28 protein-coding genes and 1 riboswitch are annotated in these 25,855 nt (G+C 64.8%); of the genes, 15 read left to right on the forward strand and 13 right to left on the reverse strand.

The features are described 5' to 3' along the window. The first annotated feature begins 4 nt into the window (after positions 1-4). Entirely contained in the window at positions 5-472 is a 468-nt protein-coding gene (locus XI05_RS26880; RefSeq protein ID WP_271507382.1) for a DUF6691 family protein, read from the forward strand. A gap of 159 nt (positions 473-631) precedes the next feature. Here the strand turns inward: XI05_RS26880 and XI05_RS26885 are convergent, their stop codons facing one another. Then, complete coding sequence (locus XI05_RS26885) at positions 632-964, reverse strand: hypothetical protein (protein ID WP_271507384.1); 333 nt, start codon at positions 962-964, stop codon at positions 632-634. Positions 965-1,067: 103 nt separating this feature from the next. Further along, the gene (locus XI05_RS26890) at positions 1,068-1,472 is read right to left on the reverse strand and encodes a hypothetical protein (protein ID WP_271507386.1); all 405 of its coding nucleotides are present in this window, start codon (positions 1,470-1,472) and stop codon (positions 1,068-1,070) included. A gap of 151 nt (positions 1,473-1,623) precedes the next feature. On the opposite strand from XI05_RS26890, the gene XI05_RS26895 reads away from it, so the two are divergent. Continuing rightward, positions 1,624-1,848, forward strand: a complete 225-nt coding sequence (locus XI05_RS26895; protein ID WP_271507388.1) for a hypothetical protein — start codon at positions 1,624-1,626, stop codon at positions 1,846-1,848. Positions 1,849-2,072: 224 nt separating this feature from the next. On the opposite strand, the gene XI05_RS26900 is transcribed toward XI05_RS26895, so the two are convergent. Further along, complete coding sequence (locus XI05_RS26900; RefSeq protein ID WP_271507390.1) at positions 2,073-2,315, reverse strand: PilZ domain-containing protein; 243 nt, start codon at positions 2,313-2,315, stop codon at positions 2,073-2,075. A gap of 194 nt (positions 2,316-2,509) precedes the next feature. Between XI05_RS26900 and XI05_RS26905 the strand changes: the two genes are divergently transcribed. Beyond that, positions 2,510-2,803, forward strand: a complete 294-nt coding sequence (locus tag XI05_RS26905; protein ID WP_212257992.1) for an HdeA/HdeB family chaperone — start codon at positions 2,510-2,512, stop codon at positions 2,801-2,803. A 114-nt stretch (positions 2,804-2,917) separates the two neighbouring features. On the opposite strand, the gene XI05_RS26910 is transcribed toward XI05_RS26905, so the two are convergent. Further along, on the reverse strand, positions 2,918-3,382 hold the full coding sequence (locus XI05_RS26910; RefSeq protein ID WP_271507392.1) for a PaaI family thioesterase: 465 nt from the start codon (positions 3,380-3,382) through the stop codon (positions 2,918-2,920). Between the two features lie 362 nt (positions 3,383-3,744). Between XI05_RS26910 and XI05_RS26915 the strand changes: the two genes are divergently transcribed. Continuing rightward, a complete protein-coding gene (locus XI05_RS26915; RefSeq protein WP_271507395.1) occupies positions 3,745-4,041 on the forward strand; it encodes a hypothetical protein in 297 nt (98 codons plus the stop codon). Positions 4,042-4,139: 98 nt separating this feature from the next. After that, positions 4,140-4,397 carry a hypothetical protein gene (locus XI05_RS26920; RefSeq protein ID WP_271507398.1) on the forward strand — a complete coding sequence of 86 codons (258 nt, stop codon included), beginning with the start codon at positions 4,140-4,142 and terminating at the stop codon, positions 4,395-4,397. Between the two features lie 31 nt (positions 4,398-4,428). Here XI05_RS26920 and XI05_RS26925 read toward each other — a convergent pair whose 3' ends face one another. Further along, positions 4,429-4,617: a hypothetical protein gene (locus XI05_RS26925; protein WP_271507401.1), complete on the reverse strand. Its 189-nt coding sequence runs from the start codon at positions 4,615-4,617 to the stop codon at positions 4,429-4,431. 245 nt (positions 4,618-4,862) lie between these two features. Between XI05_RS26925 and XI05_RS26930 the strand changes: the two genes are divergently transcribed. Next, the gene (locus XI05_RS26930; RefSeq protein WP_271507404.1) at positions 4,863-5,120 is read left to right on the forward strand and encodes a DUF2798 domain-containing protein; all 258 of its coding nucleotides are present in this window, start codon (positions 4,863-4,865) and stop codon (positions 5,118-5,120) included. A gap of 632 nt (positions 5,121-5,752) precedes the next feature. Here XI05_RS26930 and XI05_RS26935 read toward each other — a convergent pair. Together XI05_RS26935 and XI05_RS26940 are read right to left on the reverse strand one after the other, a co-directional pair. Continuing rightward, positions 5,753-5,923 carry a hypothetical protein gene (locus XI05_RS26935; RefSeq protein ID WP_260379898.1) on the reverse strand — a complete coding sequence of 57 codons (171 nt, stop codon included), beginning with the start codon at positions 5,921-5,923 and terminating at the stop codon, positions 5,753-5,755. Between the two features lie 157 nt (positions 5,924-6,080). Further along, positions 6,081-6,281, reverse strand: coding sequence for a hypothetical protein (locus tag XI05_RS26940; protein WP_271507407.1), 201 nt, complete (start codon positions 6,279-6,281; stop codon positions 6,081-6,083). 523 nt (positions 6,282-6,804) lie between these two features. Here XI05_RS26940 and recA point away from each other — a divergent pair. After that, positions 6,805-7,893 carry a recombinase RecA gene (gene recA / locus XI05_RS26945; RefSeq protein WP_025037325.1) on the forward strand — a complete coding sequence of 363 codons (1,089 nt, stop codon included), beginning with the start codon at positions 6,805-6,807 and terminating at the stop codon, positions 7,891-7,893. An 804-nt stretch (positions 7,894-8,697) separates the two neighbouring features. Then, positions 8,698-8,955 carry a hypothetical protein gene (locus XI05_RS39570; protein WP_333940010.1) on the forward strand — a complete coding sequence of 86 codons (258 nt, stop codon included), beginning with the start codon at positions 8,698-8,700 and terminating at the stop codon, positions 8,953-8,955. Between the two features lie 167 nt (positions 8,956-9,122). Here XI05_RS39570 and gcvP read toward each other — a convergent pair whose 3' ends face one another. From gcvP to gcvT, 3 genes are all read right to left on the reverse strand, one after another. Continuing rightward, on the reverse strand, positions 9,123-11,987 hold the full coding sequence (gene gcvP, locus XI05_RS26955; RefSeq protein WP_271507976.1) for an aminomethyl-transferring glycine dehydrogenase: 2,865 nt from the start codon (positions 11,985-11,987) through the stop codon (positions 9,123-9,125). 159 nt (positions 11,988-12,146) lie between these two features. Further along, entirely contained in the window at positions 12,147-12,515 is a 369-nt protein-coding gene (gene gcvH, locus XI05_RS26960; RefSeq protein ID WP_271507412.1) for a glycine cleavage system protein GcvH, read from the reverse strand. A 10-nt stretch (positions 12,516-12,525) separates the two neighbouring features. Continuing rightward, the gene (gene gcvT, locus XI05_RS26965; protein WP_271507415.1) at positions 12,526-13,674 is read right to left on the reverse strand and encodes a glycine cleavage system aminomethyltransferase GcvT; all 1,149 of its coding nucleotides are present in this window, start codon (positions 13,672-13,674) and stop codon (positions 12,526-12,528) included. A 145-nt stretch (positions 13,675-13,819) separates the two neighbouring features. Continuing rightward, positions 13,820-13,910: riboswitch (glycine riboswitch) on the reverse strand. 234 nt (positions 13,911-14,144) lie between these two features. Here gcvT and alaS point away from each other — a divergent pair. Together alaS and XI05_RS26975 are read left to right on the forward strand one after the other, a co-directional pair. Continuing rightward, on the forward strand, positions 14,145-16,823 hold the full coding sequence (gene alaS / locus XI05_RS26970; RefSeq protein ID WP_271507418.1) for an alanine--tRNA ligase: 2,679 nt from the start codon (positions 14,145-14,147) through the stop codon (positions 16,821-16,823). Positions 16,824-16,828: 5 nt separating this feature from the next. Next, positions 16,829-18,055 carry a cyclic nucleotide-gated ion channel gene (locus XI05_RS26975; RefSeq protein WP_271507421.1) on the forward strand — a complete coding sequence of 409 codons (1,227 nt, stop codon included), beginning with the start codon at positions 16,829-16,831 and terminating at the stop codon, positions 18,053-18,055. A 4-nt stretch (positions 18,056-18,059) separates the two neighbouring features. On the opposite strand, the gene XI05_RS26980 is transcribed toward XI05_RS26975, so the two are convergent. After that, on the reverse strand, positions 18,060-18,560 hold the full coding sequence (locus XI05_RS26980) for a DUF3455 domain-containing protein (RefSeq protein WP_271507424.1): 501 nt from the start codon (positions 18,558-18,560) through the stop codon (positions 18,060-18,062). A 125-nt stretch (positions 18,561-18,685) separates the two neighbouring features. Continuing rightward, positions 18,686-19,900, reverse strand: coding sequence for an NADP-dependent isocitrate dehydrogenase (locus XI05_RS26985; protein WP_271507426.1), 1,215 nt, complete (start codon positions 19,898-19,900; stop codon positions 18,686-18,688). Between XI05_RS26985 and XI05_RS26990 the strand changes: the two genes are divergently transcribed. Both XI05_RS26990 and XI05_RS26995 read left to right on the forward strand, forming a co-directional pair. Further along, the gene (locus XI05_RS26990) at positions 19,887-20,282 is read left to right on the forward strand and encodes a hypothetical protein (RefSeq protein ID WP_271507427.1); all 396 of its coding nucleotides are present in this window, start codon (positions 19,887-19,889) and stop codon (positions 20,280-20,282) included. The two genes, XI05_RS26985 and XI05_RS26990, sit on opposite strands and share 14 nt — an antisense overlap. Then, positions 20,269-21,468, forward strand: coding sequence for a TrmJ/YjtD family RNA methyltransferase (locus XI05_RS26995; protein ID WP_271507430.1), 1,200 nt, complete (start codon positions 20,269-20,271; stop codon positions 21,466-21,468). The genes XI05_RS26990 and XI05_RS26995 overlap by 14 nt, the downstream gene beginning before the upstream one ends. Before the next feature lie 782 nt (positions 21,469-22,250). Here XI05_RS26995 and XI05_RS27000 read toward each other — a convergent pair. Further along, on the reverse strand, positions 22,251-22,898 hold the full coding sequence (locus tag XI05_RS27000) for a TetR/AcrR family transcriptional regulator (protein WP_271507433.1): 648 nt from the start codon (positions 22,896-22,898) through the stop codon (positions 22,251-22,253). 247 nt (positions 22,899-23,145) lie between these two features. Between XI05_RS27000 and XI05_RS27005 the strand changes: the two genes are divergently transcribed. From XI05_RS27005 to XI05_RS27015, 3 genes are all read left to right on the forward strand, one after another. Then, a complete protein-coding gene (locus XI05_RS27005) occupies positions 23,146-23,688 on the forward strand; it encodes an OsmC family protein (RefSeq protein ID WP_271507435.1) in 543 nt (180 codons plus the stop codon). A 35-nt stretch (positions 23,689-23,723) separates the two neighbouring features. After that, positions 23,724-24,836, forward strand: coding sequence for an acyl-CoA dehydrogenase family protein (locus tag XI05_RS27010; protein ID WP_271507437.1), 1,113 nt, complete (start codon positions 23,724-23,726; stop codon positions 24,834-24,836). A 64-nt stretch (positions 24,837-24,900) separates the two neighbouring features. Further along, complete coding sequence (locus tag XI05_RS27015) at positions 24,901-25,779, forward strand: sulfurtransferase (protein WP_271507439.1); 879 nt, start codon at positions 24,901-24,903, stop codon at positions 25,777-25,779. Positions 25,780-25,855: the final 76 nt, after the last annotated feature.

A 25,855-nucleotide genomic window follows, 5' to 3' on the forward strand; every position in this document is an offset into this window, starting at 1 on the left:
CGCCATGGCAATCCTCGTTCAATTCGCGATCGGGTTGATCTTCGGCATCGGCCTCATCGTCTCCGGGATGTCGAACCCCGCAAAGGTGCTGAACTTCCTGGACATCGGCGGCATTCCGGCAGGGACATGGGATGCGAGCCTCGCATTCGTCATGGCGGGCGCGGTGGCGGTGACCTTCGTCGGGTTCAGCCGCGTCCTGAAGCTCGCGCGTCCGTTCTTCGCCGATCGGTTCTATCTGCCGACGCGCCGAGACATCGATCCCAGGATCGTCGCAGGTCCTGCGATCTTCGGTGTCGGCTGGGGGCTGGTCGGCTTCTGCCCGGGGCCGGCGCTGACCGCGCTCGGATTTGGCTCGCTCTCTGCCGTCATCTTCGTCGTGGCGATGTGCGCCGGCATGGTGCTCGCCCGCTTCGTCGCTCACCTGCCGTCATTGACGCGCCTCGTCACGCCGGCCGATCTGCTCGAAACCTGAAGTCACGCCAGAGAGCCGTCATGGACCACAGAGGCACTCATCAAGCTCGGCGGTTCCAGCAGCAAACCGCCGCGGCCCGACATCGGCGGTTGGATTCGGTCGCACGAACGGGACCGGGCGAATAGTCTCGTCCGGTCCCGACCATCAAGCCTTCATCGATCACCAGCGGTCGTCGACACCAACGCCGACGCTGACGCCGGGCGCGCGAATGCCGACGCCGGCGCGCGGGCCGTCATCCCAATCGCGATGATAGGACCGGCGCTCGTAGTAGCGCTCGCGCGGCATGTAGTTGTAGGAATCGCGCACGATCACGCGCGAACCGCCGCGTGTGCGATAGCAGCGGCCATCCTCGTCGCAGACAAGTCGCACCTGCTGCACGAGATCCGGATTGGTGTACTCGCTGCTCGTATAGATATCGGAAGCCTTCGCCCCCGAGGCGGCGGCCAAAGCACCCACGCCAGCCAACAGCGCAATAGTCAACGTCCTCATCATGTCCTCCTCGAAACTGCCCTCGGCGGTAACAAGAAGGGCAGGCGGTGATCGTTCCCGGTCGCGGTACTGGTTTTTCCCGGAACCTTGCCGTCAAGGCGGGTTCCTAGATCGGCTCGTAAGTCTCCGTCCCGCAGATGTCGTCGGCGTCCGCGCGCCGGCGGTCCACGACCTTGCCGCCGTTGATCGTCACGATGTAGGTCTGGGCGCCGAGCGACGTGCCGGTCGCCGAGGTGAGCTGCGCGCGGACGCACGCGGTCCAGCCCGGTCCTCGCACCTCACGATGGGGCTGGGCGACGTGCACCTCGCGCGGATAGGACGTTGCGAGAAAGACGACGTCGATCTGCTCGCGCACCACGCGCTTGACGTCGGGGGGCGCTTCCGGCGGCGGCTGCTCGGCCTCCTTCATGCGCATGAACTCCGGCACCGGTGCGCGGCTGTCCGCAAAGCCGCAGGCACCGAGCGCCAGCGCGCCGATGAGCAGCGCCGCATGAGCAATGATCCGCAACATCCGTGAAGGTCCCCTGCGGGCCAACAGATAGGCACGAACGCGATCCGACGAAGTCCCGGTCGATCAAGATTTGCTGAAGTCTTGGAACCCGCGACATTGCTATTCCGCGATTGCGGGCTAGTTTGTACCCCACGCGAGGGGGATTGCTGCAATGAGGATTTTGGTCATCGCGGCCGCCGTGCTGGCACTGACGGTCGCATCAGTGCTGGCGCAGGGCCGGCGCCAGCCCAATGACGGCGCCAAGCCGATCGACAACAGTCCCAAGGTCGATGAGAAGGCCTACAAGGCCGCGCTCGAGCGCATTCCCGAACCCAAGGACAGGTACGACCCGTGGGGCGGCGCCCGTCCGGGTGAACCTGCCAAGAAGCCGAAATGACGTGAGGTGGATGGCGCGGACCTGTATTTCGGTTTCGGAGAAGCGCCGTCGCTCCTGTCGCACACGACCGATCGTGCCGGTGGACGATTTGTTGCGGGGTCATCATCGATTGCGCTCGCAGTCGTCACGCGCGTGATTGCGAACCGCGCTGGCGCCGCCGTCGTATCGAAGCAATCATGATCGTGTTGTGCATGTGATGCGAACGTTCGTTCACATCGCGCCTGCTATTGCACGAATGCGAGGCCGACGCGCTTGTCGCTGCGCCAAACTGTGCGACAATGCCTTACGAAATGGTCGCGCGCGATCGAGAGCGTGACCGATTGCGGCAACATGACGGGAGTGTCGAGGTCGATCGCCGCGCCGCCCGCCGACATGTTTCGCACCGTGCAAGCAATGCCGCTGCTTTCAAAGGTGATCTTTCCGCCCTTGAAAACACGATGACGTTGCGATGTGCGCTTCTCAATCATCCGCGTCAGTCCTGCCGATGATTATGAAGTAGTGCATAGAAATTACGTTGAACTAAACTCAATACTGGCGCTACTTGCGCGGCGTTTCAGACTTTGTTTACGACGTTGGAGCGGCGAGCCGCTCCAACGAACCTGCCCAAAGAGCCTACCCAAGAGCCTTTCCTTTATGGCGTGACGCGCCGATGGAGATATTGATGAAGACTTCGCTTTCGCTTCTGTTCGCCGCAGCGCTCTCGCTGGCCGCGATGCCCGCTCACGCCGCCAAGTGGGACCTCTCGACCATGTCCTGCAAGCAGTTCCTGGAGAGCGGCGAGGACAACATCGCGGTCGTGCTGACCTGGATGGACGGCTGGTACAAGGGCGACGAAGACAACGCGATCATCGACACCGATGTCTTCATCGCGAACGCCAAGAAGTTCGGCGCCTATTGCGGAAAGAATCCGACCGTCAGCGTCGTAACCGCCGCCGACGAGATTCTCGGCAAGTGACGTCGCGGGGGCAATGACGCGAAGCGCGAGCGCGCTTCCTGTCCCGACACGATTTCATCGAGAGCCGCGTCGAGCTTTGCGCTCCGCGCGGCTCTCTCTTGTTTCAGAGTGCGTTCACCCCGGCAGCATCGCGAACGCGCTCGAGACCATCGCGGCCGGCTTGCCGTCGGCGGCCGAGAGCAGCGTGACGCGGCCAAAGCTCATGGTACGCCCGAGCCGCACCACGCGCGCGTCCGCCAGCACGGCGGACGCGGAGATCGCGCGCATGAAATGCGTGGTCTGATCGACCGTGGTCATGGGACGGTATCCGCGATTGGCGGCGAGGATCGCGATCACCATCGCGGTATCGGCGAGCGCCATCAGAGCCTGGCCGCAGACCACGCCGCCGTTCCGGCACAGCCGCTCCGAAAACGGCATGCGCAGCAGCGCGCCGGGCTGCCAGTCCGCAACGTCCGCGGGCGGCGCATGCTCGAGGCGCTCGACCGCGAGGTTGAGATCCTGGACCCAGGGCGCAAAAACCTCGCCGAGGATGCGCCTGGCGTCGTCGAGGCCGAACTCCGCTTCTGGCTGCGTTTGCATTGCTGTCGCGCGCTCCTGTGTTGCCGGATGTTTCGTCGCATTGTGCGCGCATCGGCGAGGCAAAGTCACCGGTCTCGCGCCGGCCGCCTCGGCTTGAAAATGCCTGACTTGGCCCGATATGATGCTTCGCTTGGGTAGGGGTGGATGATGTTGCGTCGCTGTGTCCTCGTCTTTTGCATGGCCGTGCTCGGTCTTGGGCTGAGCGGGTGCACCAAATGCGGTCCGATCTGGGACGACTGGCTGCATGCGCCGAAATCATGCAGATCGGATCGGCTCTAGCGGCCCTCCGGGTCGTGACCGGCTGACAAGGATGACACGGCGCGGGGCGATCCGCGCCTCATGGAAGATCTAAGGAGTGAATGATGAAGCTTTTCCGTTTGGCCGCGGTACTGGCCGTGCTGGCGGGACCTGCCTACGCGCAAATGCCCAATGTCAATTTGATGCAGGATCTCCCCAGCAAGTCCCCGGAGGAGAAGGCCGCCGAGGCCGAGCGTGACAAGGCCTACAAGGAAACGCTGAAGAAGATTCCTGATTCCAAGGCGTCCAGCGATCCCTGGGGCGGCATGCGCGCCGATCCGCCGAAGCAGCCGGCGGCGCCGAAGGCGTCGGCCGCGACCAGTGCGCCGAAGAAGACCAAGAGCGGTACGGCCGCCAACTGACCCGTTCCGGGGAGCACGAAGTCTTTCCGACGGGACTCCTCTTGATCCGGCCTGCGCCCTACATTGTCCGTAGCGTAGTGCGTTGAGGAAGGCAGGACATGGCCGATCGTCCGCGGGATCTCGCCGAGCGGATGGCGCGCCGGCGCAAGGCGGCCGGCAAGCCGGGGCCGACCGCGCGCGGCGATGGCTATCTGCGCGAGACTTTTACGCTGCCCCGCGCGGCGGCGCGGGAGAGGGCGCAGGCCTTCTTCGCCCGCTATCCCAAAGCCGGCTATATGAGCGAGGTCGAGATCTGGCGCGAATTGCCGGGCGGCGAGATCGAGTTCACCATGCGGCGGCTGCCCAGCGCGGACTGACGCGTTCTATGGCGCATGACGGCGAAACGGTTCAGGCCGTCTTTCGCCCGATCGCCTTCAGCTCCCGATCGATGCGCAGCTGCACACGCCGGATCGCCAGCAGGTCGATCCTGGTCTCGGTCTTGCCGGTCTTGATCTGGTCGCCGATGCGGAACTGCCATTGCCAGATTCCGGGAATCGCCGTCTTGGCGACGGTGAACTCGACGCCCCTGTGATTCATGGTCACCTCCCACGATTCACCTTCAGGCCTGCAAACATGTTGGTCGTCGTAATATTCCGCTGGCAAGGAAGATCTGTCGCTGGCCGCACGCGAACGGCGTTCGATCTCCGTGGTTCTCCGACCATGAACAAAGTTCCTGGGGCCCGGCGGGCCCACAGCGCGGTTCCGCCCGGGCGCGGAGCTGCCTCAGGTTGACGGCATGTGCCTTGCTTGCCTGATCGCGGGCAAGCAACCATGGGCCCCTCATGCTCGGCATTCCCCGCCGCTATGCGCATTTCGTCTTCGGCATCATCCAGTCCGGGCTGACCTCGCTGATCGCGGCGGGAATCGCCAGCTTTCCCGCAGGCAGCCCGATGCTCTTCGTTCGGCACTGGATGGTGTCCTGGCTGATCGCGTGGGCCGCGATGCTGCCGGTCGTGCTATTGGCGGCGCCCGCGATCCGCGCCTTCGCGCTGCGCCTGACCCGGGAGGAGCGGGAACCCAGCGCCGGCCGGCAGGCATGAAAAGGCCCCGCCTAGGGAGAGCCAAGCGGGGCGGAGAGTTGTTTGGAGGCTGGGTGCTGGGCTGCAACACCATAGCCGAGTGACCCTAGCCGGCTGAGCTTACGGCAGCCTGACAGGCGAACGCCCGGCAGGAGCGTGATCGAAAGGCCGCAGACTGACCCCGTACCGGTCCCAATTTCGACATCCGTCCGCACCACTGCGGACACACCCGTCGGCAAGATTTTCATCCGTTCGGCGCAGCCATGGGGGAAACGTGGCGCGCCGACAACGGGGTGGCATCATGGATAACATAGAGCGGTCATTTGCCGCCGCGACGGCGGCTGGCTTCGTGGTGCTGGTGATAGGCCTGATTCTTCTGGCGCTGCTGTAGACGGGATCGGCGTGCCGGGCGCTCGCATCGATGGCGCCGGCGCTGCCGCCTTTCAAAAGCGGGAAAACAACCCCATGCACAGTAGGGTGCCGGGCAATTTCCTCGCTCGGCCAACGGGTTACGAGTAGTATTTAGATACCTTATGCATCCGCGGTTGCGGTGGCCGACCGGCGATGCCGATCGGGGGATTCCGTCCAAACCGCCGGCTGGCGCCCCGTCGCGGGCGGACCTCGACCCGCTCCGGAAGCCGTCCTGGCGGTGCCTAGTGGACCTTGATCTCGTTCAGCGGAAGATGGAGCTCGGCGGCGCGCTCTTCGCGGTCCTTCTTGCGGAACTCGTTTTCCTTGCGCTCGAACTTCACCATCTCCTCGTGCGCCGCCTCCAGCAGCGGCTTTCGCCTGATCGTGTCGTGGTGCGCGTCGTTGTCCGTCATGAGCTGAGGTCCCCAAAAGTTGCGGTCCCATCCCCACAGAAAACCGGAGACCGCGAAAAGGTTCGGTGCCGCAGGATTACGGAAACATGACGGCGCGCCGGCCGCGCGTCGTTGATGCCGGTCATGTTCGCTTCGAGAAACCCGGCGCAAGCCCCGGTTATTTCGGCGGCTGCAGCCCCGGCGATTTGACCCAATCGCTCAGATGATTGGCAACGTCGGCCTGGCGGGCCTTCTTGAGCAGCGCATCCCGCTCCGGCCCGGGAGGAAGCTTGGATGCCTCCTCGCGGACCTGCTTCACCCATGCGGACAGCCGGTCCTGAAGGGTCAGTTGCTGCTTGAAACGTCGTCGCTTGAACATGGCGCGCTCTTTCCGTGCGAGGAGGCGGGAGCGCGAGGTGAGCGTTCTCATCACCGATAGTGGCCTGGGTCCGCGCGGTGATGATGCATTAGGATCCGGAAATGGATCCGCGTCTGTTCAGTTGTGCACTCAGTGCAAAGCGGGGAGGGTGACGATCCAGCATGGCTGGTTTGTCGGACCCCAGAGGTCGACTTCCATCAACCAAAGAGGCCGCCAATCAAGGAGGCCTCCGGTCATCCCAGGAACTTGTCAAAAGCCACCAGGGCACCGAATGCGGTTGCGGTGACGGCGAGGAAGGCCACGAAATACCAGAGGCGATGCATGAGCGGATAACCCGGACTTTCCGCGATGGTTCATGAAGCCGGTGCGACCAGCTCCGTGGTCTGGTGGTGTAGTCCGAAAGACATAATCCGCAAAGAACATATTGCGAACCTAGAACAAATGGGGTACATTGGTTTTATCGCCGAGCTGCCTCGCAACCGTTTGTCCCTCACGCGAATCCTCGCCATAAGGAGCACGACCAATGTCCGCAACTGCCCTGCGTATCGTCGAAGGATCTTCCATGGACAAGAGTAAAGCTCTGGCCGCCGCGCTCTCCCAGATCGAGCGGCAGTTCGGCAAGGGCTCGGTGATGAAGCTCGGCAAGAACGACCGCTCCATGGACATCGAGGCGGTGTCCTCCGGCTCGCTTGGGCTGGATATCGCGCTCGGCATCGGCGGCCTGCCCAAGGGGCGCATCGTCGAGATCTACGGGCCGGAATCCTCGGGCAAGACCACGCTGGCGCTGCATACGGTGGCGGAAGCGCAGAAGAAGGGTGGCATCTGCGCCTTCATCGACGCCGAGCACGCGCTCGATCCGGTCTATGCCCGCAAGCTCGGCGTCAACATCGACGAGCTCCTGATTTCGCAGCCCGACACCGGCGAGCAGGCGCTGGAGATCTGCGACACCCTGGTGCGCTCGGGCGCCGTCGACGTTCTGGTGGTCGATTCGGTGGCGGCGCTGGTGCCGAAGGCCGAGCTCGAAGGCGAGATGGGCGATGCGCTGCCGGGCCTGCAGGCCCGTCTGATGAGCCAGGCGCTGCGCAAGCTAACGGCCTCCATCAACAAGTCCAACACCATGGTGATCTTCATCAACCAGATCCGCATGAAGATCGGCGTGATGTACGGCTCGCCGGAAACCACCACCGGCGGCAATGCGCTGAAATTCTACGCCTCCGTGCGCCTCGACATCCGCCGCATCGGTGCGATCAAGGAGCGCGACGAGGTGGTCGGCAACACCACGCGCGTCAAGGTGGTCAAGAACAAGCTGGCCCCGCCCTTCAAGCAGGTCGAGTTCGACATCATGTACGGCGAGGGCGTCTCCAAGATGGGCGAGATCCTCGATCTCGGCGTCAAGGCCGGCATCGTCGAGAAGTCCGGCGCCTGGTTCTCCTATGACAGCCAGCGCCTCGGCCAGGGCCGCGAGAACTCGAAAGCGTTTTTGAAGGCCAACCCCGACATCACCGCCAAGATCGAGACCGCGATCCGCCAGAATTCCGGTCTGATCGCCGAGCAGATTTTGGCCGGCACGCCCGAGCGCGACGCCGACGGCGAGGAGCCGGCGGACGAGTAAACCTCGACCAGCGACAAGTTTTCGCGAGGAGCGGGCACTGAGGACGTTGAGTTGCCGACGTCTTCGGTGCCCGTTTCGTTTTGCGTGGCGAAGGGCGCGTCGAGATGAAGCGTGTGATTCTGACGAGTTCGTCCGGCGTCGGTCTTGCCCACGCCGATCGCGCCGACATGGTCGTCCCGTTGATCTTTCGGTTCGTTTGGGGGCCGTTGCCTACGTCGCACCATCTCGAGGACTATCTTACGGGAGGCTATTACAGGGGCGATCCGGAGGTGCGGTGGTCCGATCTTGTTGGCCGGTTGCCTCAGACCGGTCTCGCGCACAAGGAGACTGGCCTGGTTCGGTTTTGCGAGACCTATGGCGTCGAGCTCATCGAGCTTTGGTTCGACCCTGAGCCTAACAGTCAATTGCAATTGATCTGGATCCTGGACTATTTGCGGTCCCATCCATCGATCACCGATTGTCTGAGACTGCGACGGGTCAGTTTCGATCTGCGCGATGCGGACGGCCAGCAACTTCGCGATCGTACGGTGCGGGAATCGGAGATCGCAGAGTGCGACTTCGAGATAGCCAACATGGCCTGGGAGGCGTATCGGGCGCCGACGCCTGAACTTTGCTTCGGGTTGCTGACAAGGGATTTACCCAGGCTACCTTTCCTGAAGCCGGCTCTGGAAGCGTTGCTAGCTGAACTGCCGTCACCAATCACCGGATTGGGCGCGACGGAGGCGCGGCTTATCGAGCTGATTGCAAGGGGGCACAACCGGTACAAAAGAACTGTTTCAGCCGGGCGGGCTGCTCGAAACGCGCGTGTTCGACCAGTGGGAGCTGGGTCCGTTGCTCGAAGGGCTTGCGTCGGGCCCGATGCCGGCGGTCGCAGGTCTCGATCCGAAACTCGCGAAGCTCGCCCGACACGATGCGCGAGGTCGCAACGCCGCCTATCGTCGGAGCCGGTTGTCGCTGACCGAATTTGGCAAAGCGGTTCTGGAAGACCGCGAAGATTTCCGTCGCCACAATCCGATTCGACGCTGGTGGGGCGGCACGCTTCTCACCAATGAGCGGCTGTGACGCTGGGATGGCAAGCGCCGCTTGTTGGTTGCGCCTTAGGTGGGGTTCGTAGGATGGATTAGCCGAAGGCGTAATCCACCGCTGTTTATCTCCGCGAAAGCTGAAGTGGTGGGTTACGCGGGCGGCCTGCGCTTCGCGCGACCGCCCGCTAACCCACCTTACAAATCCTACTCCGCGGCTTCTGCGTAATCGCTGACCGGCGGGCAGGAGCACACCAGATTGCGGTCGCCATAGACGTTGTCGACGCGGCCCACGGGGCACCAATACTTGTCGGTGCGCGAGACGCCGTCGGGGAAGCAGCCTTCGCTGCGGGTGTAGGCGCGCTTCCAATCGTCATCGGCGATGTCGTGCACGGTGTGCGGGGCGTGGCGCAAGGGCGAGGCTGCGATCTCAAAGCGGCCGGCCTCGACCTCGGCGATCTCCTTCCGGATCGCGATCATGGCATCGCAGAAACGATCGAGCTCGGCCTTGGATTCCGACTCGGTCGGCTCGATCATCAGCGTGCCCGGCACCGGGAAGCTCATGGTCGGGGCGTGGAAGCCGTAATCGATCAGGCGCTTTGCGATGTCGTCGACGGTGACGCCGCTGGTCGTCTTCAGCGGACGGGGATCGACGATGCACTCATGCGCGACGCGGCCCTTCTCGTTCTTGTAGAGCACCGGGAAATGCGGATCGAGGCGTGCTGCGATGTAATTGGCGTTGAGGATCGCGATCTCGGTGGCGCGCTTCAGGCCCTCACCGCCCATCATCAGGATGTAGATGTAGGAGATGGTCAGGATCGAGGCCGAGCCGAACGGCGCGGCCGAGACCGGACCGACCGGAGCATCGGCCTTGGTGGCGGGATGGCCGGGGAGGAAGGGCGCGAGATGCGCCTTGACGCCGATCGGGCCCATGCCGGGGCCGCCGCCGCCATGCGGGATGCAGAAGGTCTTGTGCAGGTTGAGATGGCTGACGTCGGCGCCGTAATCGCCGGGCCTGCTCAGGCCGACCTGCGCATTGAGGTTGGCGCCGTCCAGATACACCTGGCCGCCATGGCCATGCACGATGTCGCAGATCTCGCGGATGTGCTCCTCGAACACGCCGTGGGTCGAGGGATAGGTGATCATGACCGCGGCGAGGTCGTTGGAGTGCTTCTCGGCCTTGGCGCGAAGATCATTGACGTCGACGTCGCCGTTCTTCTCGCAAGACACCACCACCACGTCCATGCCGACCATCGCGGCCGACGCCGGATTGGTGCCGTGGGCGGAGGAGGGGATCAGGCAGATCTTGCGATGCGCCTCGCCACGCGCGGCATGATAGCCGCGGATCGCCAAAAGCCCGGCATATTCGCCTTGCGCGCCGGAGTTCGGCTGCAGCGAGATGGCGTCGTAGCCGGTGATGTCGCACAGCCATTTTTCCAGCCGTGCGAACAGCGCGTGGTAGCCGGCGGCCTGCTCGCGCGGGACGAACGGATGCAGCGAGCCGAATTCCGGCCAGGTCAGCGGCATCATCTCGGTGGTCGCATTCAGCTTCATGGTGCACGACCCGAGCGGGATCATGGCGCGGTCGAGTGCGAGGTCGCGATCACTGAGCTTGCGCATGTAGCGCAGCATCTCGGTCTCCGAGCGATGCGCATGGAAGACCGGATGGGTCAGGAAGGCCGTGGCGCGCTTCAATTCGTCCGGCAGCGCCTCGCGCGTCTCGGCGTCGATCTCGGCATAGGCAAGCTTGCCGCCGAAGGCGCGCCAGACCGCTTCGACCGTCGCGGGCGTCGTGGTCTCGTCGAGTGCGATGCGAAGCGCGGTATCACCGACGCCGAGATTGATCTTCTCGGCGAGCGCGTGCGCGACGATCTCCTCGCGCTTGCCGCCGGCATCGACGCTGAGCGTGTCGAAGAAGTTTTCGCTGTCAGGCGCAAAGCCGAGCTTGCGCAAGCCGGTTGCGAGCACGGCGGCGCGGCGATGCACGTTGCGCGCCATCTGCGCCAGGCCCTCGGGGCCATGATAGACCGCATACATCGACGCAATCACGGCGAGCAGCACCTGCGCGGTGCAGATGTTGGAGGTCGCCTTCTCGCGGCGGATGTGCTGCTCGCGGGTCTGCAGCGCGAGCCGATAGGCCGGCGCCCCGCGCGAATCCACGGACAGGCCGACGATGCGGCCGGGCAGCGAGCGCTTCAGCACATCGCGCACCGCCATATAGGCTGCGTGCGGTCCGCCATAGCCCATCGGCACGCCAAAGCGCTGCGCCGAGCCGATGGCGATGTCGGCCCCTAACTCGCCGGGAGAGGCGAGCAAGGTCAGCGCCAAGAGGTCGGCGGAAACGATCGCGAGTGCGCCCTTGGCTTTCAGCGCGGCGATCGCGGGCCGGAGGTCGCGCAACGCGCCGGAGCTTCCAGGATATTGCAGCAGCGCGCCGAGCACGTCCGATTTGTCGAGATCGGTGAGGGGATCGCCGACGACCAGAGACCACCCGAGCGGCTCGGCGCGGGTGCGCATCACCGCCAGCGTCTGCGGATGCACGTCCTTGTCGACGAAGAAGGCCTTGGCCTTGACCTGCGAGTGGCGCTCGGCGAGCGCCATGGCTTCCGCCGCCGCGGTGGCTTCATCGAGCAGCGAGGCGTTGGCGACGTCGAGCCCGGTGAGGTCGCAGATCATGGTCTGGAAGTTGAACAGCGCTTCCAGCCGGCCCTGGCTGATCTCGGGCTGGTAGGGCGTATAGGCCGTGTACCAGGCCGGGTTCTCCAGGATGTTGCGCTGGATCACCGCGGGCAGGATGGTGCCGGAATAGCCCTGGCCGATCAGCGAGGTGAAGACCTGGTTCTGGCCTGCGAGCTCGGCCATATGCGCGATCGCCTCGGTTTCGCTGAGCGGCTTGCCGAGATCGAGCGGGGCGGCCTGGCGGATCGAGGCCGGCAGCGTCTCCGCCATCAGCGCCTCGACGCTCTTGGCGGCGACGGCCTCCAGCATCGCGGTGACGTCGCGCGCGGACGGGCCGATATGGCGGCGAACGAAACTGGCGGTGTCGCCGTTGGATTTGCGGTGCGCGGTCATCATGGGTCCTCGCTTTAGATTTCGCTGTCATGCCCCGCGAAGGCGGGGCATCCAGTAAACGCAGGCAGTCGTGCTCGAGCCGAGAGGCCGCGGCGTACTGGATGGCCCGCCTTCGCGGACGATGACAGTGAGTATGTTGAGACGGGTCGGCTCATATCTTCACGCCGTATGTGCCTTGTAGGCGGCTTCATCCATGAGGCCGCCGAGCTCGCTTTTGTCGGCGATCTTGATCTTGAAGAACCAGGCGGCGCCCTGCGCATCCGAATTGATCAGCGCCGGCTCGGCGGCGAGCGCCTCGTTGGTCTCGAGCACTTCGCCCGTAACAGGGGCGTAGACGTCGGAGGCGGCCTTCACCGACTCCACGACGGCGGCGGCTTCGGCCTTCTTCAGCGCGCGGCCGACCTTGGGCAATTCGACGAACACGACGTCGCCGAGTTGCTGCTGGGCGTAGTCGGTGATGCCGACCGTGGCGGTGTCGCCGTCGATGGCGAGCCATTCATGGTCGGAAGTGTACAGCGTCGTGGTCATTGTCTCGTCCTCAGCGTTTGTAGGTGTTTTTCACGAAGGGCATGGCGGCGACCTGCACGGCCAAGCGCTGGCCGCGCACCTCGGCGAAGAGCTTTGTGCCGAGCGCGGCGTGGCTCACCGGCACGTAGCCCATCGCGACCGGCGCGCTCAGGTTCGGGCCGAAACCGCCCGACGTGACTTGTCCGATCGGCTCGCCGCCCGCAGCCTCGGCAAAAAGAAGCGCGCCCTCGCGCACCGGCGCGCGGCCCTCGGCGCGCAGGCCGACGCGGCGGCGGGATGCGCCGCCATCGAAATGGGCGAGGATCTTCTCCGCGCCGGGGAAACCGCCGGCGCGGGCGCCACCCGTGCGGCGGCTTTTCTGCACCGACCATTCCAGCGCGGCCTCGACCGGCGTGGTGGTGGTGTCGATGTCGTGGCCGTACAGGCAGAGCCCGGCTTCCAGCCGCAGGCTGTCGCGGGCCCCGAGCCCAATCGGGAGCACGTCGGGATTTGCCAGCAGCATCTTTGCGAGGCGTTCGGCATCGCCTGATGGAACCGAGATCTCGAAACCGTCCTCGCCGGTGTAGCCGGAGCGCGAGACGAAACACTGGATGCCGGCGACCTCATGCGGGCCCGCGTCCATGAACTTCATGGCCGGCGCCTCTGCACAGAATTTCGCCAGCGCCGCTTCGGCCTTCGGGCCCTGCAGCGCGATCAGCGCGCGGCCTTCCAGCGAATCGATGATGCAGTCGTCGGACAAATTGGCGCGCAGATGCGCCTCGTCCTCGGCCTTGCAGGCGGCGTTGACGACCAGGAACAGGTGATCGCCGAAATTGGCGACCATGAGGTCGTCGAGAATGCCGCCGTCTTCGTTGGTGAACTGGGCGTAGCGCTGCCGCCCTGCGGCGATCGCCACGATATCCTGCGGCACCAGCCGCTCCAGCGCGCGGGCAGCGTCTTCCACCTTGCCGTATTTCGGCCGAAGCGCGAGCTGGCCCATGTGGGAGACGTCGAACAGGCCGGCTTTGGTGCGGGTATGGAGGTGCTCCTTCAGCACGCCCGCGGGGTACTGCACGGGCATGTCATAGCCCGCAAACGGCACCATCTTGCCGCCCAGGGACACATGAAGATCGTAAAGGGGGGTACGTTTCAGAGAGTTCTTGTCGTCCGACGCAAGCATCACAGGGGCCCTCGGCGGTTCCCCGGGGACGATTCCCCGGAAGCAACCAGTCGAAGCCCCATCTGTCGCTGTGCCTGAGAGTATTATCCCGTCGGCGGACGCTGTCCGGGTCTACACCCGTCGGCGCCTCTTTCCAGATGCTGTCAAAGCCACGCGGTCCTTTTGCCTGAGAGTTTCCGGGGCGGTTGCTCCTTCGGCGCCGGCTAAAAGAAGCCGGTCTCTCCCGACGTGGCCGTACGATACAGATGGGTAGAGACCACAGGGGAGCCAAGCCTGTCAACGCGTCCGCACGTCCTATCCAACGGGATTGCAAGGGGATTGAGCGCCTGCGGCAACCCTCTGATCTCCCTGCACAGTTTCTGGACAGCGAAGCTGGCCTTGTCTAAAAGCGCTTTGGCCCGCAGATATCAGCCTTAACGGTCCGGTTTGGACGGCGAGAAGCGGGCCCCAGCATACCCGATTGGATGAACATGAGCGGCGTCAACGAGATCAGGTCGACCTTTCTGAACTACTTTGCCGAGAACGGCCACGAGATCGTGCCGTCCTCGCCACTCGTGCCGCGCAACGACCCGACGTTGATGTTCACCAATGCCGGCATGGTGCAGTTCAAGAACGTCTTCACCGGCGTCGAGAAGCGGCCCTACCAGCGCGCCACCACGTCGCAGAAATGCGTGCGCGCCGGCGGCAAGCACAACGACCTCGACAATGTCGGCTACACCGCGCGCCATCTCACCTTCTTCGAGATGCTCGGCAATTTCTCGTTCGGCGATTACTTCAAGGAGCGCGCGATCGAGCTCGCCTGGAAGCTGATCACCAAGGAGTTCGGGCTGAAGAAGGACAAGCTGCTCGTCACCGTCTATCACACCGACGACGAGGCGGCGGGCTTGTGGAAGAAGATCGCCGGCTTCTCCGAGGACCGCATCATCCGCATTCCGACCTCGGACAATTTCTGGGCGATGGGCGACACCGGCCCGTGCGGCCCGTGCTCGGAGATCTTCATCGACCGCGGCGAGCACATCTGGGGCGGTCCTCCCGGCTCGCCGGAAGAGGACGGCGACCGCTTCCTCGAATTCTGGAATCTCGTGTTCATGCAATACGAGCAGGTGACGAAGGAGGAGCGCGTCGGTCTGCCGCGTCCCTCGATCGACACCGGCATGGGCCTGGAGCGCATGGCCTGCATCATGCAGGGCGTGGACAGCGTGTTCGAGACCGACCTGTTCCGCAACCTGATCGAGGCCACCGCGTCCGCGCTCGGCAGCGGCCCGACCGAGCAGAATGCGGCCTCGTTCCGTGTCATCGCCGACCATTTGCGCTCCTCGGCGTTCCTGGTCTCCGACGGCGTGCTGCCCTCGAACGAGGGCCGCGGCTATGTGCTGCGCCGGATCATGCGCCGCGCGATGCGCCATGCGCAGCTCCTGGGCGCCAAGGAGCCGTTGATGCATCGGCTGGTCTGGGCGCTGGTGCGCGAGATGGGCCAGGCCTATCCGGAATTGATGCGCGCGGAAAAGCTGATCGAGGAAACGCTGCGGCTGGAAGAGACCCGCTTCCGCAAGACTCTTTCGCGCGGCTTGGCCATCCTCGACGAGAAGAGCGCGTCCTTGAAGAAGGGCGACATGTTCGACGGCGACGTTGCCTTCACGCTGTACGACACCTACGGCTTCCCGCTCGACCTGACGCAGGACGCGCTGAAGTCGCGCGGCATCGGCGTCGACCAGGCGGCGTTCACCGACGCGATGGAGCGCCAGAAGGCCAAGGCGCGCGAGTCCTGGAAGGGCTCGGGTGAGGCGGCGTCCGAAGCGATCTGGTTCCCGCTGCGCGAGAAGCTCGGGGCCACCGAATTCCTGGGCTACGAGACAGAGAGCGCCGAAGGCGTGGTCTCGGCGCTGGTCAAGGACGGCGCCGAGGTTGCGAGCCTCAAGGCCGGCGAGACCGGCGCGCTTCTGCTGAACCAGACGCCGTTCTATGCGGAGTCGGGCGGCCAGGTCGGCGACACCGGCGTGCTCTCGGGCGAGGGCGGCATCAAGGTCCGCGTCACCGATACGCAGAAGAAGCTCGGCGATCTCTTCGTCCATATCGGCACGGTCGAGAGTGGCGAAGTGAAGCTCGGCACGGCGCTGCAGCTCGAGGTCGATCATTCCAGGCGCTCGACCATCCGCGCCCATCACTCCGCGACCCACATCATCCACGAGGCGTTGCGCCAAGTGCTCGGCGATCACATCGCCCAGCGCGGCTCGATGGTCGCGCCGGACCGGCTGCGCTTCGACTTCGTGCATCCGAAGCCGATCACGGCCGAGGAGCTCGCCCGGGTCGAGGATATCGCCAACGACGTGGTGCTGGAGAACGACGAGGTCACCACGCGCGTGATGGGCGTCGACGAGGCCCGCGAGGCCGGCGCGCGTGCGCTGTTCGGCGAGAAGTATGGCGACGAGGTCCGCGTCGTCTCGATGGGCAGGACCGCGCGCGAGCGCGGCGCCAACGCGCTCGGCTGGTCGGTCGAGCTCTGCGGCGGCACCCATGTCAAGCGCACCGGCGATATCGGCCTGATCACGGTCACGAGCGAGAGCGCGGTCGCCTCCGGTGTGCGCCGTATCGAGGCGTTAACGGGCAACTACGCGCGAAAACATGCCAACGACACCATGGCGCTGGCAAAGACCGCGGCGAACGAGCTGCGCACCTCGCTCGACGACGTGCCGGCGCGCATCGCCGCTCTGATGGAGGAGCGCAAGAAGCTCGAGCGCGAGCTCTCCGATGCCCGCAAGAAGCTGGCGATGGGCGGCGGTGCCTCCGCCGGCAACGGCGCAGCGTCGGGTGTGCGCGAGGCCGGCGGCGTCAAGCTGATGGCGCGTGCGGTGGAAGGCATCGAGATGAAGGATCTCAAGAGCCTCGCCGACGACGGCAAGAAGCAGATCGGCTCGGGCGTCGTCGCCATCGTCGGCGTCACCGAGGACGGCAAGGCGGGAATCGTGGTCGGCGTCACGCAGGACCTCACCGCGCGCTTCAACGCCGTGAATCTCGTGCGCATCGCCTCCGAGGCGCTCGGCGGCAAGGGCGGCGGCGGCCGGCCCGACATGGCCCAGGCCGGCGGCCCCGATGGTGCGAGGGCGACCGAGGCGCTGGCGGCGATCGAAAAAGCGATGGCAGGCGCTTAAAGATCATGTCCCCCGTTCCGCGAGGACGTGGGCTTTCCGATCCGAACTTACGGGATCGCCTCTACGAATTGCTGGAGCACGACCCCTTGGCCTATTCGGTCGGGTCGCGCTTCATCCAGGTCATCATCGGCGTCATCGTTCTCAACGTCGCCGCGATGATCCTCGCCTCGGTGCCGGAGCTCGACGCGCGGTTCGGCGCGCTGTTCGCGGGCATCACCATCCTTTCGGTGATCGTGTTCGCGCTGGAATATGCGGCGCGGCTGTGGACCGTGGCGGGGCATACGCCGCGCAAGGGCTCGGCGCTGTCCGACCGGCTGGGCTACGTCTTCTCGGCGCTCGGCATCATCGATCTCATGGCGTTCCTGCCCGCCGCAATCGTGCTCGCGACCGGCCGGCACGCGACGCTGGCAGCCCTCGGCGTGCTGCCGTTCTTCAAGCTGATCCGCTATTCGCCGGCGATGCGCTCGCTGCTCGCGGCCGTGCATGCCGAGCGGCGCGCGCTGATCGGCTGCATCGTCATCCTGATCGGCGCGGTCCTGACCTTCGCTTCGCTGCTCTACGCCATCGAGCGCGACGCGCAGCCCGACAAGCTCGGCACCATCCCGCAGGCGATGTGGTGGGCGATCGTGACGCTCGGCACCGTCGGCTATGGCGACGTCGTGCCGGTGACGCCGCTCGGCAAGTTCGTCTCGACCTTCGCCATCATCTCAGGCTTTGCCATGATCGCGCTGCCGGTCGCGATCATCTCCTCGGCGTTCGCCGAAGAGGTGAAGCGGCGCGATTTCGTCGTCACCTGGGGCATGCTGGCGCGGGTGCCGCTGTTCTCGCACCTCTCCGCCGCGGAGATCGCCGACATCATGCGTCTGCTGCGGGCGCGCACCATCGAGCAGGGCGAGATTTTGGTGCGGCGGGGCGATGTCGCCTCGTCGATGTATTTCATCACGGCCGGCGAGGTCGAGATCGCGCTGCCGAACCAGCATGTGCGCCTCGCCGACGGCACCTTCTTCGGCGAGATCGCGCTTCTGCACAAGACGAAGCGCAGCGGCACGGTGACGGCAACGCGCAAGACGCGCCTGCTCGTGCTCGACGCGCAGGACTTCCATGCCCTGATCGCGCGCATGCCGACGCTGGCTGCCCATGTCCATGAAACCGCCAAGGCGCGGCTCGCCGATACCGGCGATCTCGCGCTCGCGGAGCTTGCGCAGGCGGAGAAGGAAGGCACCGACCGCTGAGCGGTCAGCCCTTCTTCAGGAAGACGTAATCGGCCGCGTAGGGCGCGGTTTTGAATTCGCCGGCCTTGTCGCAAGCGCCGTCGAGCTTGCCGCCATGGGTGTTGATGCGCTGGACCGTGGTGACCGGCGTCAGCGTGCCGCTGCCGCGGCGGGCGGCGACTTCCAGCTTGAGCCACGGGATATCGGCAGGCGTTGCGCCCGGTGCGTTGCCGACGGCCTTGCCGACCACGGCGCTACCGTCGGCGAGCTCCCAGTTCGGGCCGGCATAGTGGCGGCCAACGGTCTTGCCTTCAGACAGCAGCGTCGCGACGGGCTCGCGGAAGGCCCAGGCGAGCTTGCCGTCGGGGGCTGACTTGCACTCATAGACCTGCGCGCCCTCGGCGTGGGCGCTGAGCACGACGGTTTCGCCCGGCGCGGCGATCGCGTTGGGTAGCGGCTCGGCGGCCAGCGCAGGGGCACTCGCCAGCGCGAAGACCGCGAATGCAACGCTCTTGAATGATGGCATGCACGGTCCTCGATCAACGGTCTCGTCATTGCGAGGAGCTCTTGCGACGAAGCAATCCAGACTGTCCCTGCGGAGGGATCCTGGATTGCTTCGCTGCGCTCGCAATGACGGGTGGGGCAGGTAGCTTACGCCGCCAGCGCCTTGGTCAGGTTCTCGGCGACCTTGTCGAGGAAGCCGGTGGTCGAGAGCCAGCGCTGGTCGGCGCCGACCAGCAGCGCGAGATCCTTGGTCATGTAGCCTTCTTCGACCGTGTCGACGCAGACCTTCTCCAGCGTGGCCGCGAACTTGGCGAGCTCGGCATTGTTGTCGAGCTTGGCACGGTGGGCGAGGCCGCGCGTCCAGGCGAAGATCGACGCGATCGAGTTGGTCGAGGTCTCCTTGCCCTTCTGGTGCTCGCGGTAGTGGCGGGTCACGGTGCCGTGGGCCGCTTCCGCTTCCACGGTCTTGCCGTCGGGGGTGAGCAGCACCGAGGTCATCAGGCCGAGCGAGCCGTAGCCCTGCGCGACCGTGTCGGACTGCACGTCGCCGTCGTAGTTCTTGCAGGCCCAGACATAGCCACCGGACCATTTCAGCGCCGAGGCGACCATGTCGTCGATCAGGCGGTGCTCGTAGGTCAGGCCCTTGGCGTCGAACTCCTTCTTGAACTCGCGGTCGAAGATGTCCTGGAAGATGTCCTTGAAGCGCCCGTCATAGACCTTGAGGATCGTGTTCTTGGTCGACAGGTACACCGGGTAATTACGGAGCAGGCCGTAATTGAAGGAGGCGCGGGCGAAGTCGATGATGGAATCGTCGAGATTGTACATCTCCATCGCGACGCCGGCGCCGGGCGCCTTGAACACTTCCTTCTCGATCACGGTGCCGTCCTCGCCGACGAACTTCATCGAGAGGGTGCCCTTGCCGGGGAACTTGATGTCGGTGGCGCGGTACTGATCGCCATAGGCGTGGCGGCCGATGATGATCGGCTTGCTCCAGCCGGGAACCAGGCGCGGCACGTTCTTGCAGATGATCGGCTCGCGGAAGATCACGCCGCCGAGGATGTTGCGGATGGTGCCGTTCGGCGACTTCCACATCTGCTTGAGGTTGAACTCCTTCACCCGGGCTTCATCGGGGGTGATGGTGGCGCACTTGACGCCGACGCCGACCTTCTTGATCGCCTCGGCGGCGTCGATGGTCACCTGATCGTTGGTGTGGTCGCGGTATTCCATGCCCAGGTCGAAATAGAGCAGCTCGACATCCAGGAACGGGTTGATCAGCTTGTCCTTGATGTACTGCCAGATGATCCGGGTCATCTCGTCGCCATCGAGCTCGACGACGGGATTGGATACCTTGATTTTTGCCATGATCGGGGAAGCCCTCTTGGGAACGGCGCTTTTGGCGCGCCAACGTGAATATCCGCCGCCTCTTAGCACCGCCGCGCGGCGGGCGAAAGCCAAGGGATTATGCAGTTTTAGCTCATCCAGCTTGCGCAGGCGGGAAGCGGCGGGCCGGGCCGCTGCCGGGGCCGGCCTCACGTTCCAGGCGAGTTTCAAAAGTCGAATCCAAGCCGTTATTTCCCTTGAGAATTTTGTCAGGACAGGCAAACGACAGGCGGACAGCGCCCGAGCCGGCCCAGAAACAGTTCGAAAGACCAGTTCGAACGACCGGCTTGAATCAATTCCTGAAGATGGCCTCGCCAAGGCCTTGAGAGACAGTGTGAAAGCAGAGCGAGATGTCGGGGACTGACAAGAGCAAAGCCGGCCTTTCCCTCGACGGTCCCATCGTGATCCTGGTCGAGCCGCAGCTCGGCGAGAACATCGGCATGGCCGCGCGCGCCATGGGCAATTTTGCCCTGAGCCGCTTGCGCATCGTCAACCCCCGGGACGGCTGGCCCAACATCGCGGCCCAGCGGGCTGCGGCCGGCGCCGACCACATCCTGGAAACGGTCGAATTGTTCAGCACGGTCGAAGAGGCGGTCGCCGACCTCGACCTGCTGTTCGCTACCACCGCGCGTCCCCATGACCAGGCCAAGCCCGTGGTCGGGCCGGAGGCGGCAGCGGCCGAGATCGCCGGGCACGTCGCGACCGGCGGCAGGGCCGGCATCCTGTTCGGCCGCGAGCGCTGGGGCCTGACCAACGAGGAGGTCGGGCTCTCCAACCGCATCATCACCTTTCCGGTCAATCCGGGCTTTGCCTCGCTCAACCTCGCCCAGGCCGTGCTGCTGGTCGGCTATGAATGGTTCAAGCGCGCGACCTCGGGCGCGCTGCCGCACGCCATGCCGGAGCGTTCCGAGCGCGCCTCGCAGCACCAGATGCAGGCCTTCTTCGACAACCTCGTGCGCGAGCTCGACAAGGTCGAGTTCCTGCGCCCGGCCGAGAAGCGCGACACCATGCTGGTGAACCTGCGCAACATCTTCACCCGGATGGAGCCGACCAAGCAGGACATGCACACCCTGCACGGCGTGATCATGGCGATCGCCGAGGGACGGAAGGGTCCGGCCAAGGGCGGCGTGCTCGACGGCGAGCAGGCCACGCGCCTGCGCGCGCTGCTGGCCGAGCACGGGCAGGGCGGCGGCGTCCCCGACAGCGGCTCGACCGTGCGCGGCCTCGCCCGGCTGCTCCGCCGCAACCCGACCGACGCCGAACGCCTGCTCTGGCAGGCGCTAACGCGTGACCGCCGCTTCGCAGGTGGGTTCAAGCGCCAGACCCCCGTGGGGCGCCACATCCCGGACTTCGTCTCCTTCCCGCACCGGATCGCGATCGAGCTGGTGAACCCGGGCGAGGGCGAGGCGATCGCGGCAGATCGCGCGGGACGGCGCGCGTGGCTCGAGGCGCGGGATTATCGGGTGCTCGACATTCGCGCCGCGGATGTCGAGCGCGATCTGGAAGCGGAGCTGGCGCGGCTGCAGGGGATGATGGAGCAGCAATCGTAGGTCTTGTAGGGTGGGCAAAGCGAAGCGTGCCCACCATCTCGATCTATCAGGCCTAGGAGTCGTGGGGTACGGCGCGACCCTTTGCCCACCCTAGGAGATAGTGAAACTGATTATTTCGGTGGCGACCCTTGTCGTTCAATCTCAAATTTCGCGATCTCCCCCTGCCATTCCCGATACCGCTCTGAGCTCATCGGAATTCCGATAAGGTGAAATCCGAAAGCATCCTCGTACATCGCGACGTAATATTCCTGGGCCAACTGGCGCGGTGTGCTCGGGCCCAGAGCGTAGGTGTGAGTGAAGGTGCCCCCCACGGCCTCCACCGAACGTGACGCTTACCAACTCTTGGGCAGGTCGCTTTCCACGAATGACGTCGAGCATCTTCAACGTTGCGGCATAAGGTTCTCGCGGCTTTTCAACCGATGGACGTCCCGACTGGTCGGGACCGACGAGAGAAGCAGGTCGCCCTATCACGCGCACCTTGGCAACGGTGACCTGATCGGTCGATGACGGGCGCGTACGCTCCGTAAAATCGAAGGTCGCCTCATCCGAAAAGTAGGTGATCGGACCGTCGGCGGCCTCGGCGAATGCTGCCGTGCAGGCGAATATAACGAAGGCAAGAGAGCGACTGAGCAACCTGATCACCAAAGACATCCATTCGCTTTTGCATGATCCTAGTTGTTATTGCGGTAAGCTGTGACAGTCCGCAGCCTCGACCTGCGAAGCCGTGGGCACGGCGCTGCGCGCCTTTGCCCACCCTACGAGATCTACTACGAGATCTACGGTCAGGCCGTCTCCAGCTGCTCCGCCGCGCGCTTCTTCTTCGCCTTGGCCTGGCCGAGCAGCGGGCCGGCGGTCAGTGCGGCCGTATCGGCCACGCCAGGGTCGCGCGAGATCATCGCGGCGACGATGGCGCCGTCGATGATGAGGCCGAGCTGGTGCGCCAGCACCGCGGGCTCGGCTGAGCCGAGCTCACCGGCGAGCTTCTCGATGTGGCCGAGCACGATCTTCTTGTGCTTCAGCGCGATGTTGCGGAACTGCTTGGCGTCCTTGTCGTGCTCGCCGACGGCGTTGATGAAGGGGCAGCCGTAGAAGCGCTCTTCGGCGAACCAGCTCTTCAGTGCGGGGAAGATGCGCGTCAGCTTCGCCTGCGCATCGCCGCCGCCTTGCTCCATGGCGTCGATGAACCATTCGCGCCATTGCTTGCCTTCGCTCTCCAGCACGGCGTTGACGAGGTTGGTCTTGGAGCCGAACAATTTGTAGAGCGTGGTCTTGGCGGTGCCGGCCTCCTCGATGATTGCATCGATGCCGGTGGCGTTGATGCCGTTCTTGCAGAACAGATGCGTCGCCGCGCTTAGGAGGCGACCGCGTGCGGACTCGTCCTCGGCAGCGGCAGTGTGGGGCGAATTCTTTCTCGATGACGTCTTTGCCATGGACTCAAACTTACCCGTAGCCGTGCCGCATCAGCAAGCCGCATCTGTTTCGCGCTGAAAAGATTCGCAGAGCCCGGCCGGTCTGCATCGCCTTTGAGCAAGGACCGGCTGATCAATCCGCAGGCAGGAAGGCTTAAGCGGCTCCAAAGCTTCGCCTTTTGTTTTTCGCGGGCTCTGGCACGCTCCATGCAAGGAAACAGACCGTTCGGTATCCTGCCGATTTCCACTTCTGCCAGGGAGAAGACTGATGACTGCTGTCGTTCAGAAGACAGTGCTGACGGGGTGCCTCGCGCCCATCGACAAGAACGGGCTCGAGCAACTGATTGCCAATGGCAAGGCAAATCCGAAGGTCATCAAGACCTTGAAGTGCAAGACGGTCGCGGAGGGCAAGTTCCGCCACGCCAACTACATCCGCAACCTGCCGCCCTACATCGTCGACGAGCCGCCGGGTCTGTTGGGTGACGACACCGCGCCCAATCCGTCGGAGGCCTCGCTGGCCGCGCTCGGCTCGTGCCTTGCGGTCGGCCTGCATGCCAACGCGGTGCATCGCGGCTGGATCGTCAACAAGCTCGAGCTGGAGCTCGAAGGCGATCTCAACATCACCGCGGTCTGGGGCACCGGCGACACCTCCGACAAGCCGGTCGGATTCACCGATGTCCGCGTCAAGGTCGACATGGAATGCGAGGGCATCTCGCCGGACGACATCAACGCGCTGGTCGCCCATGTGAAGAAATGGTCGCCGGTCGCCAACACCTTCACCCGGCCGGTCAATCTCGAGGTCGGCATCTAGCAGGCGGCAATCAGGACAGGGTGCGGGAGACGATCATGGGTTCACTGGCTTTATCGCGGGCCGACGTTCTGGATCAGCCCGCACCGTCCATTGCGGGCGAGGTGGCGCGGATCGCGCGCGAAGAGCTCGCGCCGCTGGCCGCCGGCATCGACGAGGGATCGGTCTATCCGGCCGAGGTGCTGCGCAAGTTCGGCGCGGTCGGGGCGTGGGGCAGCCACATGCCGCACGAAGGCCCCGCCGATCTGCGCTGCGCGATCCAGGCAATGGCGGCGATCGGCGAGGTCTGCGGGGCGACGGCCTTCATGGCCTGGTGCCAGAACACGCTGGTCTGGTATGCGGCGAATTCCACCAATGTGAAGCTCGCCAAGCGCTTCGGCGATGCCTTCTCGACCGGTCGCGTGCTCGGCGGCACCGGGCTCTCCAATCCCATGAAGAGCTTTTTCGGCATCGAGAAGCTGAAGCTGAAGGGCCGCAAGGTCGAGGGCGGCTACATCGTGCGCGGTGCGCTGCCCTGGGTCTCCAATCTCGGCCCCGACCATTATTTCGGCACCATCTTCGAGCGTGAGGACGAATCCGGCACTGTGATGTTCCTAGCCGATTGCTCGGACCCGGCGATCACGCTGACGCCGTGCAAGCCGTTCCTCGCCATGGACGGCACCGGCACTTTTGGCGTGCAGTTCCGCGACGCCTTCGTGCCTGATGAGCTGATCCTCGCCGATCCCGCCGGGCCCTTCGTCAAGAAGATCCGCGCCGGCTTCATCCTGCTCCAGGCCGGCATGGCGCTCGGCGTCATCAAGGACTGCATCAACATCATGGACGAGGTGGATAACCCGCTCGGTCACATCAACCGCTATCTGCCGCAGCAGCCGGTGCACTTCCGCGAGCTCGCCGCCGAGCTCGAGGCCGAGGCCATGATGCTGGCACGCGATCCCTACAACGCGGAGGAGACTTACTGGCGCAAGGTGATCGCGCTGCGGCTTCGCGCCGGCGAAGCCAGCGTCGCGGCGGCGCATGCGGCGATGCTGCATTGTGGCGCGCGCGGCTATCTGAGGAGTCACCGCGCGCAGCGGCGCCTGCGCGAGGCCTATTTCGTCGCGATCGTCACGCCCGCCACCAAGCAGCTGCGCAAGATGCTCGCCGATTTCTGAGTTCCGAGCCTTAAAGTTTTACGAGTCCACCCGAAGACCCACCAACCTCAACGGAGAGGCTGCCATGACTGACGTTCTGATCACTGCCGTCGAACTCGCCGATCTCTTGAAGACCGAGCCGTGTGTCGTCATCGACACCCGCAATCCCGATGCTTACGCCGCCGGGCACCTGCCTGGCGCCGTGAACGTGCACGAGATCTTTACGTTCCTCGCGACCTCGACACCGGAAGGCATGGCCGAGCTCAAGACGAAATTCGCGGATGCGTTCGGCGGTGCCGGCCTTTCGGGCAAGGAGACCGCCGTGGTCTACGAGCAGTCGATGAACTCCGGCTTCGGCCAGTCCTGCCGCGGCTATTACCTGCTCACCATGCTCGGCTATCCCAAGGTGAAGGTGCTGCATGGCGGCTTCGACGCCTGGTCGGGCGCAGGCTTTCCCGTGACCAAGGAGGTGCCGACGCCGGCGAAGGCTTCGTTCGCGATCGTGCCTGAAGCGGGCGAGATCCTGATCGATGCCAAGACCATGCTCGCCGCCGTCGGCAAGCCGGGCATCGCAATCCTCGACGTGCGCGACGTCGACGAGTGGATCGGCGACAGCTCGTCCCCGTACGGCAAGGATTTCTGCCCGCGCAAGGGCCGCATTCCCGGCGCCGTGTGGCTGGAATGGTATCGGATGATGAAGCCGACCGCCGAAGGCCCGCGCTTCAAGTCCAAGGACGAGATTCTGGCGGAATGCGCCACCGTCGGCATCTCGCCGACGACGCCGGTCTATCTCTACTGCTTCAAGGGGGCGCGCGCCTCGAACACGTTCCTGGCGCTGAAGAACGCCGGCGTGAAGGACGTGCGGATGTATTTCGGCTCCTGGAACGAATGGTCGCGCGATCCCTCGCTGCCGATCGAGCAGGGTCTGCCGATTGCAACTGATGTGACGACCAAGGCGGCGTGAGCCGCCAGCCGCCGCGGAGTTCGGTCGACCTCTCCCTTCGGGAGAGGTGTTCCCCGTCTCACATCGATACGACCAA

Source organism: Bradyrhizobium sp. CCBAU 11357, assembly GCF_028128865.1.
Taxonomy (GTDB): domain Bacteria; phylum Pseudomonadota; class Alphaproteobacteria; order Rhizobiales; family Xanthobacteraceae; genus Bradyrhizobium.